8 protein-coding genes are annotated in these 18,683 nt (G+C 34.5%); 1 reads left to right on the forward strand and 7 read right to left on the reverse strand.

Going from position 1 to position 18,683, the window contains the following annotated elements:
• Positions 1-114: 114 nt before the first annotated feature.
• The gene (locus ACXX80_RS12250; RefSeq protein WP_458553440.1) at positions 115-618 is read left to right on the forward strand and encodes a CAP domain-containing protein; all 504 of its coding nucleotides are present in this window, start codon (positions 115-117) and stop codon (positions 616-618) included.
• A 333-nt stretch (positions 619-951) separates the two neighbouring features.
• Here the strand turns inward: ACXX80_RS12250 and ACXX80_RS12255 are convergent, their stop codons facing one another.
• The 7 genes from ACXX80_RS12255 to ACXX80_RS12285 all read right to left on the reverse strand — a co-directional run bounded on the left by ACXX80_RS12255 (position 952) and on the right by ACXX80_RS12285 (position 18,648).
• A complete protein-coding gene (locus tag ACXX80_RS12255) occupies positions 952-2,892 on the reverse strand; it encodes an OmpA family protein (RefSeq protein WP_458553441.1) in 1,941 nt (646 codons plus the stop codon).
• A 43-nt stretch (positions 2,893-2,935) separates the two neighbouring features.
• Entirely contained in the window at positions 2,936-3,331 is a 396-nt protein-coding gene (locus ACXX80_RS12260; RefSeq protein WP_458553442.1) for a tetratricopeptide repeat protein, read from the reverse strand.
• Positions 3,332-3,342: 11 nt separating this feature from the next.
• Positions 3,343-4,251: a PorP/SprF family type IX secretion system membrane protein gene (locus ACXX80_RS12265; RefSeq protein ID WP_458553443.1), complete on the reverse strand. Its 909-nt coding sequence runs from the start codon at positions 4,249-4,251 to the stop codon at positions 3,343-3,345.
• Between the two features lie 162 nt (positions 4,252-4,413).
• Positions 4,414-14,598, reverse strand: coding sequence for an HYR-like domain-containing protein (locus tag ACXX80_RS12270; RefSeq protein ID WP_458553444.1), 10,185 nt, complete (start codon positions 14,596-14,598; stop codon positions 4,414-4,416).
• Between the two features lie 750 nt (positions 14,599-15,348).
• Positions 15,349-17,289 (reverse strand): OmpA family protein, encoded by a 1,941-nt coding sequence (locus ACXX80_RS12275; RefSeq protein ID WP_458553445.1) that lies wholly within the window; start codon positions 17,287-17,289, stop codon positions 15,349-15,351.
• 43 nt (positions 17,290-17,332) lie between these two features.
• Positions 17,333-17,728 (reverse strand): tetratricopeptide repeat protein, encoded by a 396-nt coding sequence (locus tag ACXX80_RS12280; protein ID WP_458553442.1) that lies wholly within the window; start codon positions 17,726-17,728, stop codon positions 17,333-17,335.
• A gap of 11 nt (positions 17,729-17,739) precedes the next feature.
• Positions 17,740-18,648, reverse strand: coding sequence for a PorP/SprF family type IX secretion system membrane protein (locus ACXX80_RS12285; protein ID WP_458553446.1), 909 nt, complete (start codon positions 18,646-18,648; stop codon positions 17,740-17,742).
• Positions 18,649-18,683: the final 35 nt, after the last annotated feature.

Raw genomic sequence — 18,683 nt, forward strand, 5'->3', positions numbered from 1 at the left:
TTTTTTGGTAGTTTAACGATAAAATAAGTATGTTTGAATAAGAAATAAGAACATATTATTTATTTATTAAAGAAGTTTGCCCCACAATCTACTTTAAACTTAAACTACTATATTATGAAAACAAAATTACTTCGTGCATTATTCCTAGTTACTGTTATTTGTACATTGAATTCTTGTTCTTCAGATGATTCTGAGACTCAAGCTACAGAAGCATCTGCAGAAAAAGTAGTTAGTTATTCTTATAATTCAATTGAATTAGAAACAATGACTTTAATTAACAAACACAGAATTAGTGTTGGATTAAAACCTTTGGAAAAAATCAATCACATGTCATTTAAGTCAGAAGAGCATGATAATTACATGATTGCAAATAATGTAGTTAATCATAATGATTTTGTAGCTCGTTCTCAAAATATCATTAAAACTTTAGGGGCTAAAACGGTAAGTGAAAATATAGCTTACAACTATAATACTCCTGAGGCTGTTTTAGATGCTTGGTTAGCTAGCCCTAGTCACAAAGCTAACATTGAAGGTGATCATACTCATTTTGGAATTGCAATTAAGGAAAATCCTGCAAATGGTAGAAAGTATTACACAAATATTTTCGCAAGAATATAGTTAGAGTTTGTTTTTTAAAACTAAAAGGCTGTCTTCTCCCCAAAAGGCAGCCTTTTATATTTAGCAGAATCTAAAAAGATAATTAATAATGTTTAGCTAATTTAGTGTGGTTGTTTGAATAAAAGTCTAATGAAATAATTTTCATTGGACTTTTTTGTTTTGAGTAATTATCTTAGTGGTTTTAGTTAACTCTAAAAAGAGATTATTTTAAGGTCTTAGAGCAAAATAAATTGTACTTAGTTTATATAACAATTCATTATTTTTAAATAGTGGTATTCAAAAAAAAAATAGGCTATCTAATTAAAGATAGCCTATTAAGTTTTATGATAAGAATTACAAAGCAGTAATAATAAATTCGCTTCTTCTGTTGAGTTGGTGTTCTTCTTCGGAACAAACTACATCATCAGCACATTTGTTTACTAGTTGAGTTTCACCATATCCTTTACCTGTTAATCGGTCAGGATTTACGCCATTTTTAACTAACCAGTTAATGGTTGATTTGGCTCTTCTATCAGATAATGCTTCATTGTATTTGAAGGTTTGTCTGCTGTCAGTATGAGAACGGATGTCGATTTTCATTGTTGGATTCTGATTTAATACATCTAATATTTTTTCTAAATCCAGAGCTGCTTCTTGTCTGATATTCGATTTGTCTAAATCAAAATAAATCATTTTGATACCAAAACATTTACCCAAATCATCACCAACGGCTACTTTACATATTTCTTTTTCTAATGCAATAGGTAAATATGTTTTACCGGTTGTTGTGTTGATAGTGATTTTTTCTTCTTTGGTTGTGTATTCTGGTTTTTCAGCTCTTACATTGTAACTCTTTCCACATTCAACCATAAAGCTATATTTTCCTTTATCATCAGAAGTGCCACTATTGACAATCTTGAATTGATTGTCGTATAATGTTATTTTAGTGTTAGCCAGTAGTTCACTTGTTTTGATATCGGTGATTTCGCCATAAAGAAGTTGCTCGCAAATAAGTCTTCTTGTTTCCAAAAATTTATAAATATCATCATAACCTTGACCACCGTCTCTATTGGAAGTGAAAAAACCTCTTCTTGATTTTGTATCGATTAAATAAGCAAAATCATCTTTAGGAGAGTTGACATCGGCCCCTACATTTTGAACTTCACTCAAAGTACCATCTTCATTTATTTTAGACATAAAAACGTCTAATCCTCCAAGTCCAGGATGTCCATCAGATGCAAAGTAAATTTCATTTTCATCATTAATAAAAGGGAAAGTTTCTCTTCCTTCGGTATTAATTGTATTTCCTAAATTTTGCGGTGTTCCAAAAGTATCATCTTCATTTATGGTTACTTTGAACAAATCAGACTGTCCTAATGTTCCAGGCATATCAGAGGCAAAATACAATGTTTTTCCATCAGGACTTAATGCAGGATGTGCAGTACTATAATTGTCACTATCAAAAGGGAGTTCGGTAACATTAGTCCATTTGTCATTCTCCAGGGTGGCTTTGTATATTTTTATTAAAGTTATTTTATTTCCATCTTTTCCTTTTTTTCCATCCAGATAGTTGTTTCGTGAAAAATACATAGTTTTTCCATCACTGCTAAAAGTAGGAGTGGATTCGTGAAATTTCGAATTTATGGTTCCATCAAACTTTTTTGCAGCACCCGGTGTCATGTCTTCTCCTAAATCAGCCGAGTATAAGTTTGTGAAATATTGATTGGTCCATTTGTGCTTTCTTTGTCCAAGACTTCCTGTATCTCTAGCAGAAGCAAAAATTAATTTATTCGAATATAGTGCAGTTCCATAATCGGAATAGATAGAATTTATTCCAGCATCTTCAACGTTGTACCTTCCAGAATTTGCTTTTATAGCTTCTAAATAGTTGGTATTTTTTTTAAATAGCTTAGCTCTGCTATCGCTTCCTGATTTTTGGTTGAATAGTTCCATCATCTCATTTGCCTTATCATTTTGATCGATTGCTCTTAAAGACTGAGCATAACGATAATAATATTCAGGTTCTAAATTGGCGGTATCCATAGTAAACAATTCACCATACCATGTAGCGGCTTTATCGAACTGTGCATTAAAGTAATAAGAATTGCCCAACTTTTTGAACATATCAGCTGATTTATATCCTTTTTCAGCAACTCTTTCATAAGTTTTGATGGCGTCTATATAGGCATAGCCATCATACTTTTTATCGGCTGTAGCCAATTTTGCTTTTTGGGAATAAATGTTAATAGAAAAAACACTTACTATTGTTATGTAAAGGAGTATATTTTTGTTCATAATAATTGTTTTTAAAAGAATTTTTGGAGTTGTAATTTTATCGTTATTTTCGATTCTTTTTATCTTTTATTGCCCCTGATTTTTGTTTTAATTTTTCCAATATTTCATTGGAACTATCATTTTGACCAATAAATAGTAAACACTTAGCATATTGATAATAATATTCAGGTTCTAAATCATTGCTTATGGCAAATAATTCACAATACCATTTAGCAGCTTTGTCAAAATCTGCATTTGAGTAATAGGAATCTCCAAGTTTTTTAAATAAATCTACAGATCTATATCCTTTTTCAGCAATCCTTTCATAAGTTTTGATGACATCTACATAAGCATATTTATCACTTATTTTATCCGTTACATAAAATTTAGAATCTTGTGCATTTCCTTTAAAAGAAACAAGACATATTATTGTTATGTAAAAGAATATAATTTTTTTCATATACTGAATCTCTAGAAGAATCTAGGAGTTATAATTTTATCATTATTTTTAAATATTTCATAACGTAAAAATATTTCATGAGAACCAGAACTGTAGTTATTCAAATTAGTGGTTTCATGATCATAACCATATCCTATATACATTCCGTCAGTAACTTGAAACCCAACCATCGCACTTATTGCAGCAGACCATCTATAAGCTAGACCTACAACAAATTTATCATTGAACATAAAGTTCCCTGATACATCCATTTGAAGTGGAGCTCCCCCAACGACTTTAGTCAAAAATGCGGGTTTGAATTTTATGGATTCATTGACATCAAATACATAACCTGCGATTAAATAATAATTAATTTTTTCTTTAAAAATGGCAACTTCATTATCGTCATAACGATTGCTTTCAATGAAATTTGGTATTGAAAACCCCACATAAGCTTTGTCAGAATGTAAATAAACCCCAGCTCCAATATTAGGAGTAAATTTATTATTGAAATCATGCAGACTAGGATCATCATCAACAGGATTCAATCGGTTGACATCCAAATTGAAAAAGTTAGCAGTTGCTTTTATTCCAAAAGATAGTTTAAAAGTTTCAGAAGTAGGAACGGTGTATGATAAATCAGCCGAAATGGTATTTTCAGTGGTAGGCCCAATTTTATCATTTATAATCGATACCCCTAAACCTAAATTACTTCCGTTGAGAGGTGTATTGACAGATGCAGCATTAGTTACTGGAGCACCATCAAGTCCTACCCATTGAGTACGGTGTAGCGCAAAAATACTTAAAGCACCTCTTGATCCAGCATAAGCGGGATTAATATTGATTGTGTTGTACATGTATTGAGTAAATTGTGCATCTTGTTGCGCATAACTTACAAAGGCTGTAAACATCAAAACGAAAGAAAATAATTTTGTTTTCATAGTAGATATTTATTATTTTAAATTATCTATCGAACTCATTTATAAGAATCCGGCAGGTCGGCTTGATAAATTTCCTCAGGGTTTATTATTTATAATAATATGGGCTAAAGGTATTGTTTTTATTATACCTGAGGATTTTTTTGACCTCAGGTATAATATTATTTATTTTGTTAAGTATAAATATCCGTCTTTTTTATTGGTAATGATTTTTCCATTATTGTCAACAGAAGTATAATTCAATATATAGAAGTAAGTTCCTGTAGGTAAACCCGAAGATTGTTGAACAGTTGATCTACCACCAGAGATTCCATCAAATGAATTACTAGTATTATTATATCCTTTGGTTTCAAAAACCAATACTCCCCAACGGTTATATATCTCTACCGTGTTTTCTGGATAACAAATAGTATCATCAATATTATCGATTATGAATTTTTCATTAATTCCGTCACCATTTGGAGAGAAAGCATTATGAACCACCACAAGTCCACAAGCTAATACAATACTATCACAACCAGTATTTACCGTCATTGTAACTCTTACAGTTCTTGGGCAATTTGCATCATTAATTTTATATTCAAAAGTATAATCTCTAACCGAAAGACCATTAGCATTAAGTGTGCTTCCTTGTAGCCCACCAGAATTATTTACATCTACCCAAGTCCCGTTTGTTGGAGTTCCAGCTGGTAACAAATCATTTAGATTGGTAGTTGTTGTTTCTCCATCATTACAAATTGAACTGCTTATTGTCACAATGCTATTAGGAATAGTAACATTGATAATTTGAGTAAATTCAGATGCATTTCCACAAGTATCAGCTACAGACCATTTTCTTACAATTGAATAAGAATTTTCTGTTCTGTTAATGATATTTTCAGTAAAAATAGCTGGTGAAACTGTGGAGCAATTGTCAACAAATACAAGTTCAGGCTTAGCAGGAATTGCATCACAATTTACATTAATTGTTGAATTGAACGGAGAGGCAGTTGTTGGACCAACAGTATCTACTATATTAACTGTTTGTGAAGCCGTACTTGCATTTCCACAAGCATCAGCAGCAGTCCAAGTTCTCGTTACAGAATAAGAACCCGCACATGATCCGTTTGTAGTCACATCTGCAAAAGTTAAAGTTACAGTTGAACCGCATCCGTCAGTAGCAATGGCTTGAGCGAACACAGGCGTTGCAGGGCAAGATATAGTTGACGTAGAAGGTAACGCAGTAATAACAGGAGCAACTGTATCTTGAATATTTATGGTTTGTGAAGCCGTAGCAGTATTTCCACAAGTATCAGTAGCAGTCCAAGTTCTCGTTACAGAATAAGAACCAGCACATTGACCGTTTGTAGTCACATCTGCGAAAGTCAGAGTTACAGTTGAACCACATCCATCAGTTGCAATTGCTTGAGTAAATTCAGGCGTTGCAGGGCAAGAGATTGTTGACGCAGAAGGTAACGAAGTAATAACTGGAGCAACTGTATCTTGAATATTTATGGTTTGTGAAGCCGTAGCAGTATTTCCACAAGTATCAGTAGCAGTCCAAGTTCTCGTTACAGAATAAGAACCAGCACATTGACCGTTTGTAGTCACATCTGCGAAAGTCAGAGTTACAGTTGAACCACATCCATCAGTTGCAATTGCTTGAGTAAATTCAGGCGTTGCAGGGCAAGAGATTGTTGACGCAGAAGGTAACGAAGTAATAACTGGAGCAACTGTATCTTGAATGTTTATGGTTTGTGAAGCCGTAGCAGCATTTCCACAAGCATCAGTAGCAGTCCAAGTTCTCGTTACAGAATAAGAACCCGCACATGATCCATTTGTAGTCACATCTGCGAAAGTCAAAGTTACAGTTGAACCACAACCATCAGTTGCAATTGCTTGAGTAAATTCAGGCGTTGCAGGACAAGAGATAGTTGACACAGAAGGTAACGCAACAATAACTGGAGCAGTTGTATCTTGAACATTTATAGTTTGTGAAGCTGAAGCAGTATTTCCACAAGCATCAGTAGCAGTCCAAGTTCTCGTTAAAGTATAGTTGTTGGCACAGTCACCATCGGTTCTAACTTCCCCAAGATAAGCTACTATTGGTGTGGCATCACAATTATCTGTTGCATTTATGTTTACTGCTATTTCTACCGCAGGTATTGCATTACATTCAACAGTTACATTCGCAGGCACACCTGCCAATATAGGTGGAGTAGTATCTTCAACGGTAATGGTTTGCACTAATTTAGTTACATTGCCACCACAATCGGTCAAAGTGTAGGTTCTAGTTAAGATGTATGGGTTTCCTTTACAACCGGAAGCGTCATTGTTGGAATCAGAAACAATAACGTTTACCGTTCCGCTACAGTTATCGGTTTCATCAATTATAGCATTAATATCTGCAGGAGGTATGTCAGCAATACATTGTAAACCAGTAATATCAGTAGGTGCTGTTGCTGTCGGTGCAATAGTATCATCAATAGTATAAGTATAAACCCAGTCGTGTGTGTTTCCTTCACAATCGGTGAATTTGTAAGTATAAGTTACATTGCCCTCACAGGCAGGAGTTTCAGAAATCACAGCAGGAGAAGCTGTTAAAGCGTTCCCGCAATTATCGGTAACCACAGGAAGAGTCGGAGCAACGATATCAGCGGCACAAGCGACAATAGAACCAGTATTAGCTGGCATAGTGAAATCTAAACTTTCGATGGTATAGGTATACACCCAGTCGTGTGTGTTTCCTTCACAATCAGTGAATTTGTAAGTATAAGTCACATCGCCCTCACAAGCAGGATTTTCAGAGATTACTACAGCGGCAGGAGACAATACATTTCCACAATTGTCTTTTACTTCAGGAACAATTGGTTCTGCTAGAGAAGCTGCACAAGCAATAGTTGAACCAGTATTAGCTGGGAAGTTAGTTGTGAAATCTAAACTTTCGATGGTATAGGTATACACCCAGTCGTGTGTGTTTCCTTCACAATCAGTGAATTTGTAAGTATAAGTTACATTGCCCTCACAAGCAGGAGTTTCAGAGATTACTACAGCGGCAGGAGACAATACATTTCCACAATTGTCTTTTACTTCAGGAACAATTGGTTCTGCTAGAGAAGCTGCACAAGCAATAGTTGAACCAGTATTAGCTGGCATAGTGAAATCTAAACTTTCGATGGTATAGGTATACACCCAGTTGAGTGTGTTTCCTTCACAATCAGTGAATTTGTAAGTATAAGTTACATTGCCCTCACAAGCAGGAGTTTCAGAGATTACTACAGCGGCAGGAGTCAATACATTTCCACAATTGTCTTTTACTTCAGGAACAATTGGTTCTGCTAGAGAAGCTGCACAAGCAATAGTTGAACCAGTATTAGCTGGCATAGTGAAATCTAAACTTTCGATGGTATAGGTATACACCCAGTTGAGTGTGTTTCCTTCACAATCAGTGAATTTGTAAGTATAAGTTACATTGCCCTCACAAGCAGGAGTTTCAGAGATTACTACAGCGGCAGGAGACAATACATTTCCACAATTGTCTTTTACTTCAGGAACAATTGGTTCTGCTAAAGAAGCTGCACAAGCAATAGTTGAACCAGTATTAGCTGGCATAGTGAAATCTAAACTTTCGATAGTATAGGTATACACCCAGTTGAGTGTGTTTCCTTCACAATCAGTGAATTTGTAAGTATAAGTTACATTGCCCTCACAAGCAGGAGTTTCAGAGATTACTACAGTTGCAGGAGACAATACATTTCCACAATTGTCTTTTACTTCAGGAACAATTGGTTCTGCTAGAGAAGCTGCACAAGCAATAGTTGAACCAGTATTAGCTGGCATAGTGAAATCTAAACTTTCGATGGTATAGGTATACACCCAGTTGAGTGTGTTTCCTTCACAATCAGTGAATTTGTAAGTATAAGTCACATCGCCCTCACAAGCAGGAGTTTCAGAGATTACTACAGCGGCAGGAGACAATACATTTCCACAATTGTCTTTTACTTCAGGAACATTTGGTTCTGCTAGAGAAGCTGCACAAGCAATAGTTGAACCAGTATTAGCTGGGAAGTTAGTTGTGAAATCTAAACTTTCGATGGTATAGGTATACACCCAGTTGAGTGTGTTTCCTTCACAATCAGTGAATTTGTAAGTATAAGTTACATTGCCCTCACAAGCAGGAGTTTCAGAGATTACTACAGTTGTAGGAGTCAATACATTTCCACAATTGTCTTTTACTTCAGGAACAATTGGTTCTGCTAGAGAAGCTGCACAAGCAATAGTTGAACCAGTATTAGCTGGCATAGTGAAATCTAAACTTTCGATAGTATAGGTATACACCCAGTTGAGTGTGTTTCCTTCACAATCAGTGAATTTGTAAGTATAAGTTACATTGCCCTCACAAGCAGGAGTTTCAGAGATTACTACAGTTGCAGGAGACAATACATTTCCACAATTGTCTTTTACTTCAGGAACAATTGGTTCTGCTAGAGAAGCTGCACAAGCAATAGTTGAACCAGTATTAGCTGGCATAGTGAAATCTAAACTTTCGATGGTATAGGTATACACCCAGTTGAGTGTGTTTCCTTCACAATCAGTGAATTTGTAAGTATAAGTCACATCGCCCTCACAAGCAGGAGTTTCAGAGATTACTACAGCGGCAGGAGTCAATACATTTCCACAATTGTCTTTTACTTCAGGAACAATTGGTTCTGCTAGAGAAGCTGCACAAGCAATAGTTGAACCAGTATTAGCTGGGAAGTTAGTTGTGAAATCTTCGCTTTCGATGGTATAGGTATACACCCAGTCGTGTGTGTTTCCTTCACAATCAGTGAATTTGTAAGTATAAGTTACATTGCCCTCACAAGCAGGAGTTTCAGAGATTACTACAGCGGCAGGAGACAATACATTTCCACAATTGTCTTTTACTTCAGGAACATTTGGTTCTGCTAGAGAAGCTGCACAAGCGACAGTAGAACCAGTATTAGCTGGCATAGTGAAATCTAAACTTTCGATGGTATAGGTATACACCCAGTTGAGTGTGTTTCCTTCACAATCAGTGAATTTGTAAGTATAAGTTACATTGCCCTCACAAGCAGGAGTTTCAGAGATTACTACAGTTGCAGGAGTCAATACATTTCCACAATTGTCTTTTACTTCAGGAACATTTGGTTCGGCTAGAGAAGCTGCACAAGCAATAGTTGAACCAGTATTAGCTGGGAAGTTAGTTGTGAAATCTAAACTTTCGATGGTATAGGTATACACCCAGTCGTGTGTGTTTCCTTTACAATCAGTGAATTTGTAAGTATAAGTTACATTGCCCTCACAAGCAGGAGTTTCAGAGATTACTACAGTTGCAGGAGTCAATACATTTCCACAATTGTCTTTTACTTCAGGAACATTTGGTTCTGCTAGAGAAGCTGCACAAGCAATAGTTGAACCAGTATTAGCTGGGAAGTTAGTTGTGAAATCTAAACTTTCGATGGTATAGGTATACACCCAGTCGAGTGTGTTTCCTTCACAATCAGTGAATTTGTAAGTATAAGTTACATTGCCCTCACAAGCAGGAGTTTCAGAGATTACTACAGCGGCAGGAGACAATACATTTCCACAATTGTCTTTTACTTCAGGAACAATTGGTTCTGCTAGAGAAGCTGCACAAGCAATAGTTGAACCAGTATTAGCTGGGAAGTTAGTTGTGAAATCTAAACTTTCGATGGTATAGGTATACACCCAGTCGTGTGTGTTTCCTTCACAATCAGTGAATTTGTAAGTATAAGTTACATTGCCCTCACAAGCAGGAGTTTCAGAGATTACTACAGCGGCAGGAGTCAATACATTTCCACAATTGTCTTTTACTTCAGGAACAATTGGTTCTGCTAGAGAAGCTGCACAAGCAATAGTTGAACCAGTATTAGCTGGCATAGTGAAATCTAAACTTTCGATGGTATAGGTATACACCCAGTCGTGTGTGTTTCCTTCACATTCAGTGAATTTGTAAGTATAAGTCACATCGCCCTCACAAGCAGGATTTTCAGAGATTACTACAGCGGCAGGAGACAATACATTTCCACAATTGTCTTTTACTTCAGGAACAATTGGTTCTGCTAAAGAAGCTGCACAAGCAATAGTTGAACCAGTATTAGCTGGCATAGTGAAATCTAAACTTTCGATAGTATAGGTATACACCCAGTTGAGTGTGTTTCCTTCACAATCAGTGAATTTGTAAGTATAAGTTACATTGCCCTCACAAGCAGGAGTTTCAGAGATTACTACAGCGGCAGGAGACAATACATTTCCACAATTGTCTTTTACTTCAGGAACAATTGGTTCTGCTAGAGAAGCTGCACAAGCAATAGTTGAACCAGTATTAGCTGGGAAGTTAGTTGTGAAATCTAAACTTTCGATGGTATAGGTATACACCCAGTCGTGTGTGTTTCCTTCACAATCAGTGAATTTGTAAGTATAAGTTACATTGCCCTCACAAGCAGGATTTTCAGAGATTACTACAGCGGCAGGAGACAATACATTTCCACAATTGTCTTTTACTTCAGGAACATTTGGTTCTGCTAGAGAAGCTGCACAAGCAATAGTTGAACCAGTATTAGCTGGCATAGTGAAATCTAAACTTTCGATGGTATAGGTATACACCCAGTCGAGTGTGTTTCCTTCACAATCAGTGAATTTGTAAGTATAAGTTACATTGCCCTCACAAGCAGGAGTTTCAGAGATTACTACAGCGGCAGGAGTCAATACATTTCCACAATTGTCTTTTACTTCAGGAACAATTGGTTCTGCTAGAGAAGCTGCACAAGTAATAGTTGAACCAGTATTAGCTGGCATAGTGAAATCTAAACTTTCGATGGTATAGGTATACACCCAGTTGAGTGTGTTTCCTTCACAATCAGTGAATTTGTAAGTATAAGTTACATTGCCCTCACAAGCAGGAGTTTCAGAGATTACTACAGCGGCAGGAGTCAATACATTTCCACAATTGTCTTTTACTTCAGGAACATTTGGTTCTGCTAGAGAAGCTGCACAAGCAATAGTTGAACCAGTATTAGCTGGCATAGTGAAATCTAAACTTTCGATGGTATAGGTATACACCCAGTTGAGTGTGTTTCCTTCACAATCAGTGAATTTGTAAGTATAAGTTACATTGCCCTCACAAGCAGGAGTTTCAGAGATTACTACAGCGGCAGGAGACAATACATTTCCACAATTGTCTTTTACTTCAGGAACAATTGGTTCTGCTAAAGAAGCTGCACAAGCAATAGTTGAACCAGTATTAGCTGGCATAGTGAAATCTAAACTTTCGATAGTATAGGTATACACCCAGTTGAGTGTGTTTCCTTCACAATCAGTGAATTTGTAAGTATAAGTTACATTGCCCTCACAAGCAGGAGTTTCAGAGATTACTACAGTTGCAGGAGACAATACATTTCCACAATTGTCTTTTACTTCAGGAACAATTGGTTCTGCTAGAGAAGCTGCACAAGCAATAGTTGAACCAGTATTAGCTGGCATAGTGAAATCTAAACTTTCGATGGTATAGGTATACACCCAGTTGAGTGTGTTTCCTTCACAATCAGTGAATTTGTAAGTATAAGTCACATCGCCCTCACAAGCAGGAGTTTCAGAGATTACTACAGCGGCAGGAGACAATACATTTCCACAATTGTCTTTTACTTCAGGAACAATTGGTTCTGCTAAAGAAGCTGCACAAGCAATAGTTGAACCAGTATTAGCTGGCATAGTGAAATCTAAACTTTCGATAGTATAGGTATACACCCAGTTGAGTGTGTTTCCTTCACAATCAGTGAATTTGTAAGTATAAGTTACATTGCCCTCACAAGCAGGAGTTTCAGAGATTACTACAGTTGCAGGAGACAATACATTTCCACAATTGTCTTTTACTTCAGGAACAATTGGTTCTGCTAGAGAAGCTGCACAAGCAATAGTTGAACCAGTATTAGCTGGCATAGTGAAATCTAAACTTTCGATGGTATAGGTATACACCCAGTTGAGTGTGTTTCCTTCACAATCAGTGAATTTGTAAGTATAAGTCACATCGCCCTCACAAGCAGGAGTTTCAGAGATTACTACAGCGGCAGGAGTCAATACATTTCCACAATTGTCTTTTACTTCAGGAACAATTGGTTCTGCTAAAGAAGCTGCACAAGCAATAGTTGAACCAGTATTAGCTGGCATAGTGAAATCTAAACTTTCGATGGTATAGGTATACACCCAGTCGTGTGTGTTTCCTTCACAATCAGTGAATTTGTAAGTATAAGTTACATTGCCCTCACAAGCAGGAGTTTCAGAGATTACTACAGCGGCAGGAGACAATACATTTCCACAATTGTCTTTTACTTCAGGAACAATTGGTTCTGCTAGAGAAGCTGCACAAGCAATAGTTGAACCAGTATTAGCTGGGAAGTTAGTTGTGAAATCTAAACTTTCGATGGTATAGGTATACACCCAGTCGTGTGTGTTTCCTTCACAATCAGTGAATTTGTAAGTATAAGTTACATTGCCCTCACAAGCAGGAGTTTCAGAGATTACTACAGCGGCAGGAGACAATACATTTCCACAATTGTCTTTTACTTCAGGAACAATTGGTTCTGCTAGAGAAGCTGCACAAGCAATAGTTGAACCAGTATTAGCTGGCATAGTGAAATCTAAACTTTCGATGGTATAGGTATACACCCAGTTGAGTGTGTTTCCTTCACAATCAGTGAATTTGTAAGTATAAGTTACATTGCCCTCACAAGCAGGAGTTTCAGAGATTACTACAGCGGCAGGAGTCAATACATTTCCACAATTGTCTTTTACTTCAGGAACATTTGGTTCTGCTAGAGAAGCTGCACAAGCAATAGTTGAACCAGTATTAGCTGGGAAGTTAGTTGTGAAATCTAAACTTTCGATAGTATAGGTATACACCCAAGTACTTACTAAGTTACCACAATCAGTATATGTATATCTATATGTTCTTGTACCTTCACAAGTTAAAGGACTAGGGGAGTCAACTATAGATTCTAAAACACCTAAAATAGTACCCGAACAATTGTCTGTTGCGGTTGGAACAGTTGGAGGAATTGCTAATGCTAAACAATTCACTATACTGGCTCCATTCGAACTATTTATTAAGGGAGGGGTTGAATCTAATACATTAACAGTTTTTGTTGTTAATACTATGTTGCAAGGTACAGGTGTACCAGAATCTGAAATTCTTAGTGCGACTATATATGAACCACATGTTGTAAACGTTTTATTAATATTAATACCAGTGCCTTCGTTATTAAATGTTATTCCATCGTATGAAAAATCCCATTCATAAGTAAGATTATTTGGTAATGTTTTATCTATGGATGAACTAGCATCAAAAGAAGTTGCAATATTACAACTTGGATTTGATGAAAAAGTAAAGTTAGCTTGTGGCGCATCATATATTATAATATTTTTTGAAGTAATAATTTTACAACCGTAGGAATCGGTTACTTGTAGTGCGACTGTATGTGTACCGGCTGAAGTAAATACATGATTATTATTTACACCTGTAGCTTCAATATTAAAAGTTATTCCATCATAACTATAATCCCATTGATAAGATACAATACTATCTTGAAAATCAGGAGCATTACTAGAAGTATAAATATTAGAATTATAAAATGTTGAAGTACTGGCATCAAAGCTCATTTGTGAATTTAAACATGTAGCTGTAGATTGAGTGAATTTAGCAGTTGGGATTGAATTAATACCAACATTAAGAGGAACATTAAACGTATCTTTTAAAGCTGAATTTGGAGAACCACCAGCTAAGGAAGATCCGACTTCAATAGTTAAATTATTACAATTTGTTGTGCTGCATAAATTAAAAATAGTACTAAATTTTATTTTTAATTCAAAAAATAGACCAACACTTCCATCACATTTTTCTTTCCCTAATTTTGCTTCATAAACGATTCCGGTATCAACATATTTAGTGCCATTCCATTTGTATAATGTATTATCTGTAATTGAAGGACTAGCACCAGGGCTTATAGAAAAAAATGTGGCATAATCACTCCCATTTTTTGTAGGATCACCTGTTGAAGCACTACAATCAGTATTCATGTAAAATGAAAATGAACTGTTCCCTGTTGCAACCCGATCAAATGCTAAATAGAGGTAATCATGGTCTTGTTGGTACCAAAAGTTTAAAATGTCAGCTGTTCCAGTTGAAACATCTTGTCCGTCGACAACATCTGGGATTCCCCATTCTACACCAGTCGCTGTAGAATTACAATTATTTCCATCAAAAATGATAGTTTGTGAATATGTTTTACTGGTAAACATGTAGAAAACTATTAATAAAAGAGTAATTTTTTTCATAATATCAATTTTAAATAGGATTTGAGCTTACTATTAAAGAAATTATTTTAAAAATTAATGTAGCTAATTTAATACGAAGCTAATTACATTAAATTATTATTATAAATTTTATCATCGAATAGCCAATAACTCGTTAAACGATGATTTATACCAAATAAATACTTAAAAAAAAATAACTAATTTTTGGCATTTGTATTTCTTTTTGTTTAAAATTTTGTGTTAATTTTTTAGGACAATTAAATAAGTTTATTACTTTCTTAAAGATAATATTTAGAATATTTTAATAGTAATAATACTAATAACATATTAATTGTATCTTTCTATTTCGATTAAATTCTAATTTTTTCAGGTTTTAAATTTTCTTTTTTTGATTTAAAGAGCCTTTGTAGCTTGATTAATTTTAATATCATAATATTTAAAAACACATTTATTCTTTATGAAATTAAAATTACAAAGAATTAGTAGTATTGATTTTTATTCTCTATAACTAACCTAAAAAATCGTTTAAATGTGTTTTTTTATGAAAAATTTAGTTGTTAAATTAAAAAATTAACAGTTATTTTTTTTTTTTACAAGTAGAATGGTAATACTTTTTATAATTTAACTTAATTTTTTTAGGACTTTAATTGCATTACCTAATTTAGCTTACTATAATTTTATGTTTATTCTTAAAATAAATAAACCTCGAAAGTGAAACTCCCGAGGTTTAATTAAGTGAATAGTATTAACTATTTTAAGTAAAGAAAGATATTACAAAGCAGTAATAATAAATTCGCTTCTTCTGTTGAGTTGGTGTTCTTCTTCGGAACAAACTACATCATCAGCACATTTGTTTACTAGTTGAGTTTCACCATATCCTTTACCTGTTAATCGGTCAGGATTTACGCCATTTTTAACTAACCAGTTAATGGTTGATTTGGCTCTTCTATCAGATAATGCTTCATTGTATTTGAAGGTTTGTCTGCTGTCAGTATGAGAACGGATGTCGATTTTCATTGTTGGATTCTGATTTAATACATCTAATATTTTTTCTAAATCCAGAGCTGCTTCTTGTCTGATATTCGATTTGTCTAAATCGAAATAAATCATTTTGATACCAAAACATTTACCCAAATCATCACCAACGGCTACTTTACATATTTCTTTTTCTAGTGCAATAGGTAAATATGTTTTACCGGTTGTTGTGTTGATAGTGATTTTTTCTTCTTTGGTTGTGTATTCTGGTTTTTCAGCTCTTACATTGTAACTCTTTCCACATTCAACGGTGAAGCTATATTTTCCTTTATCATCAGAAGTAGCAGTATTGACCACCTTAAATTGATTATCGTATAAGGTAATTTTAGTGTTAGCCAATAGTTCACCTGTTTTGATATCGGTGATTTCACCATAAAGAAGTTGCTCGCAAATAAGTCTTCTTGTTTCTAAAAATTTATAAATATCATCATAACCTTGACCACCATCTCTATTGGAAGTAAAAAAGCCTCTTCTTGATTTTGTATCGATTAAATAAGCAAAATCATCTTTAGGAGAGTTGACATCGGCCCCTACATTTTGAACTTCATTCAAAGTTCCCTCTGCACTTATTTTAGACATAAAAACATCTAATCCTCCAAGTCCAGGATGTCCATCAGATGCAAAGTAAATTTCATTTTCATTATTAATAAAAGGGAAAGTTTCTCTTCCTTCGGTATTAATTGTATTTCCTAAATTTTGCGGTGTTCCAAAAGTACCATCTTCATTTATGGTTACTTTGAACAAATCCGACTGCCCTAAAGTTCCAGGCATATCAGAGGCAAAATACAATGTTTTTCCATCAGGACTTAATGCAGGATGTGCTGTACTGTAATTGTCACTGTCAAAAGGGAGTTCGGTTACATTTGCCCATTTGTCATTCTCCAGAGTGGCTTTGTATATTTTTATTAAAGTTATTTTATTTCCATCTTTTCCTTTTTTTCCATCCAGATAGTTGTTTCGTGAAAAATACATAGTTTTTCCATCACTGCTAAAAGTAGGAGTGGATTCATGAAATTTCGAATTTATGGTTCCATCAAACTTTTTTGCAGCACCCGGTGTCATGTCTTCTCCTAAATCAGCCGAGTATAAGTTTGTGAAATATTGATTGGTCCATTTGTGCTTTCTTTGTCCAAGACTTCCTGTATCTCTAGCAGAAGCAAAAATTAATTTATTCGAATATAGTGCAGTTCCATAATCGGAATAGATAGAATTTATTCCAGCATCTTCAACGTTGTACCTTCCAGAATTTGCTTTTATAGCTTCTAAATAGTTGGTATTTTTTTTAAATAGCTTAGCTCTGCTATCGCTTCCTGATTTTTGGTTGAATAGTTCCATCATCTCATTGGCCTTATCATTTTGATCGATTGCTCTTAAAGACTGAGCATAACGATAATAATATTCAGGTTCTAAATTTGAGGTATCCATAGTAAACAATTCACCATACCATGTAGCGGCTTTATTGAACTGTGCATTAAAGTAATAAGAATTGCCCAACTTTTTGAACATATCAGCTGATTTATATCCTTTTTCAGCAACTCTTTCATAAGTTTTGATGGCGTCTATATAGGCATAGCCATCATACTTTTTATCGGCTGTAGCCAATTTTGCTTTTTGGGAATAAATGTTAATAGAAAAAACACTTACTATTGTTATGTAAAGGAGTATATTTTTTTTCATAATAATTGTTTTTAAAAGAATTTTTGGAGTTGTAATTTTATCGTTATTTTCGATTCTTTTTATCTTTTATTGCCCCTGATTTTTGTTTTAATTTTTCCAATATTTCATTGGAACTATCATTTTGACCAATAAATAGTAAACACTTAGCATATTGATAATAATATTCAGGTTCTAAATCATTGCTTATGGCAAATAATTCACAATACCATTTAGCAGCTTTGTCAAAATCTGCATTTGAGTAATAGGAATCTCCAAGTTTTTTAAATAAATCTACAGATCTATATCCTTTTTCAGCAATCCTTTCATAAGTTTTGATGACATCTACATAAGCATATTTATCACTTATTTTATCCGTTACATAAAATTTAGAATCTTGTGCATTTCCTTTAAAAGAAACAAGACATATTATTGTTATGTAAAAGAATATAATTTTTTTCATATACTGAATCTCTAGAAGAATCTAGGAGTTATAATTTTATCATTATTTTTAAATATTTCATAACGTAAAAATATTTCATGAGAACCAGAACTGTAGTTATTCAAATTAGTGGTTTCATGATCATAACCATATCCTATATACATTCCGTCAGTAACTTGAAACCCAACCATCGCACTTATTGCAGCAGACCATCTATAAGCTAGACCTACAACAAATTTATCATTGAACATAAAGTTCCCTGATACATCCATTTGAAGTGGAGCTCCCCCAACGACTTTAGTCAAAAATGCGGGTTTGAATTTTATGGATTCATTGACATCAAATACATAACCTGCGATTAAATAATAATTAATTTTTTCTTTAAAAATGGCAACTTCATTATCGTCATAACGATTGCTTTCAATGAAATTCGGTATTGAAAACCCCACATAAGCTTTGTCAGAATGTAAATAAACCCCAGCTCCAATATTAGGAGTAAATTTATTATTGAAATCATGTAGACTAGGATCATCATCAACAGGATTCAATCGGTTGACATCCAAATTGAAAAAGTTAGCAGTTGCTTTTATTCCAAAAGATAATTTAAAAGTTTCAGAAGTAGGAACGGTGTATGATAAATCAGCCGAAATGGTATTTTCAGTGGTAGGCCCAATTTTATCATTTATAATCGATACCCCCAAACCTAAATTACTTCCGTTGAGAGGTGTATTGACAGAAGCAGCATTAGTTACTGGAGCACCATCAAGTCCTACCCATTGAGTACGATGTAGCGCAAAAATACTTAAAGCACCTCTTGATCCAGCATAAGCGGGATTGATATTGATTGTGTTGTACATGTATTGAGTAAATTGAGCATCTTGTTGCGCATAACTTACAAAGGCTGTAAACATCAAAAAGATTAGAAATATTTTTGTTCTCATAGTAGTTTTATTGTTGGGGTTAAACTAGTTCTTTT

This window comes from Flavobacterium sp. GNP002 (genome assembly GCF_054343795.1).

Excerpts from the sequence above, each read along its gene's own strand:
- ACXX80_RS12250 (WP_458553440.1), top strand. The coding sequence starts at position 115 with ATGAAAACAAAATTACTTCGTGCATTATTCCTAGTTACTGTTATTTGT.
- ACXX80_RS12270 (WP_458553444.1), bottom strand. The coding sequence starts at position 14,598 with ATGAAAAAAATTACTCTTTTATTAATAGTTTTCTACATGTTTACCAGT.
- ACXX80_RS12265 (WP_458553443.1), bottom strand. The coding sequence starts at position 4,251 with ATGAAAACAAAATTATTTTCTTTCGTTTTGATGTTTACAGCCTTTGTA.
- ACXX80_RS12285 (WP_458553446.1), bottom strand. The coding sequence starts at position 18,648 with ATGAGAACAAAAATATTTCTAATCTTTTTGATGTTTACAGCCTTTGTA.
- ACXX80_RS12280 (WP_458553442.1), bottom strand. The coding sequence starts at position 17,728 with ATGAAAAAAATTATATTCTTTTACATAACAATAATATGTCTTGTTTCT.
- ACXX80_RS12255 (WP_458553441.1), bottom strand. The coding sequence starts at position 2,892 with ATGAACAAAAATATACTCCTTTACATAACAATAGTAAGTGTTTTTTCT.
- ACXX80_RS12260 (WP_458553442.1), bottom strand. The coding sequence starts at position 3,331 with ATGAAAAAAATTATATTCTTTTACATAACAATAATATGTCTTGTTTCT.
- ACXX80_RS12275 (WP_458553445.1), bottom strand. The coding sequence starts at position 17,289 with ATGAAAAAAAATATACTCCTTTACATAACAATAGTAAGTGTTTTTTCT.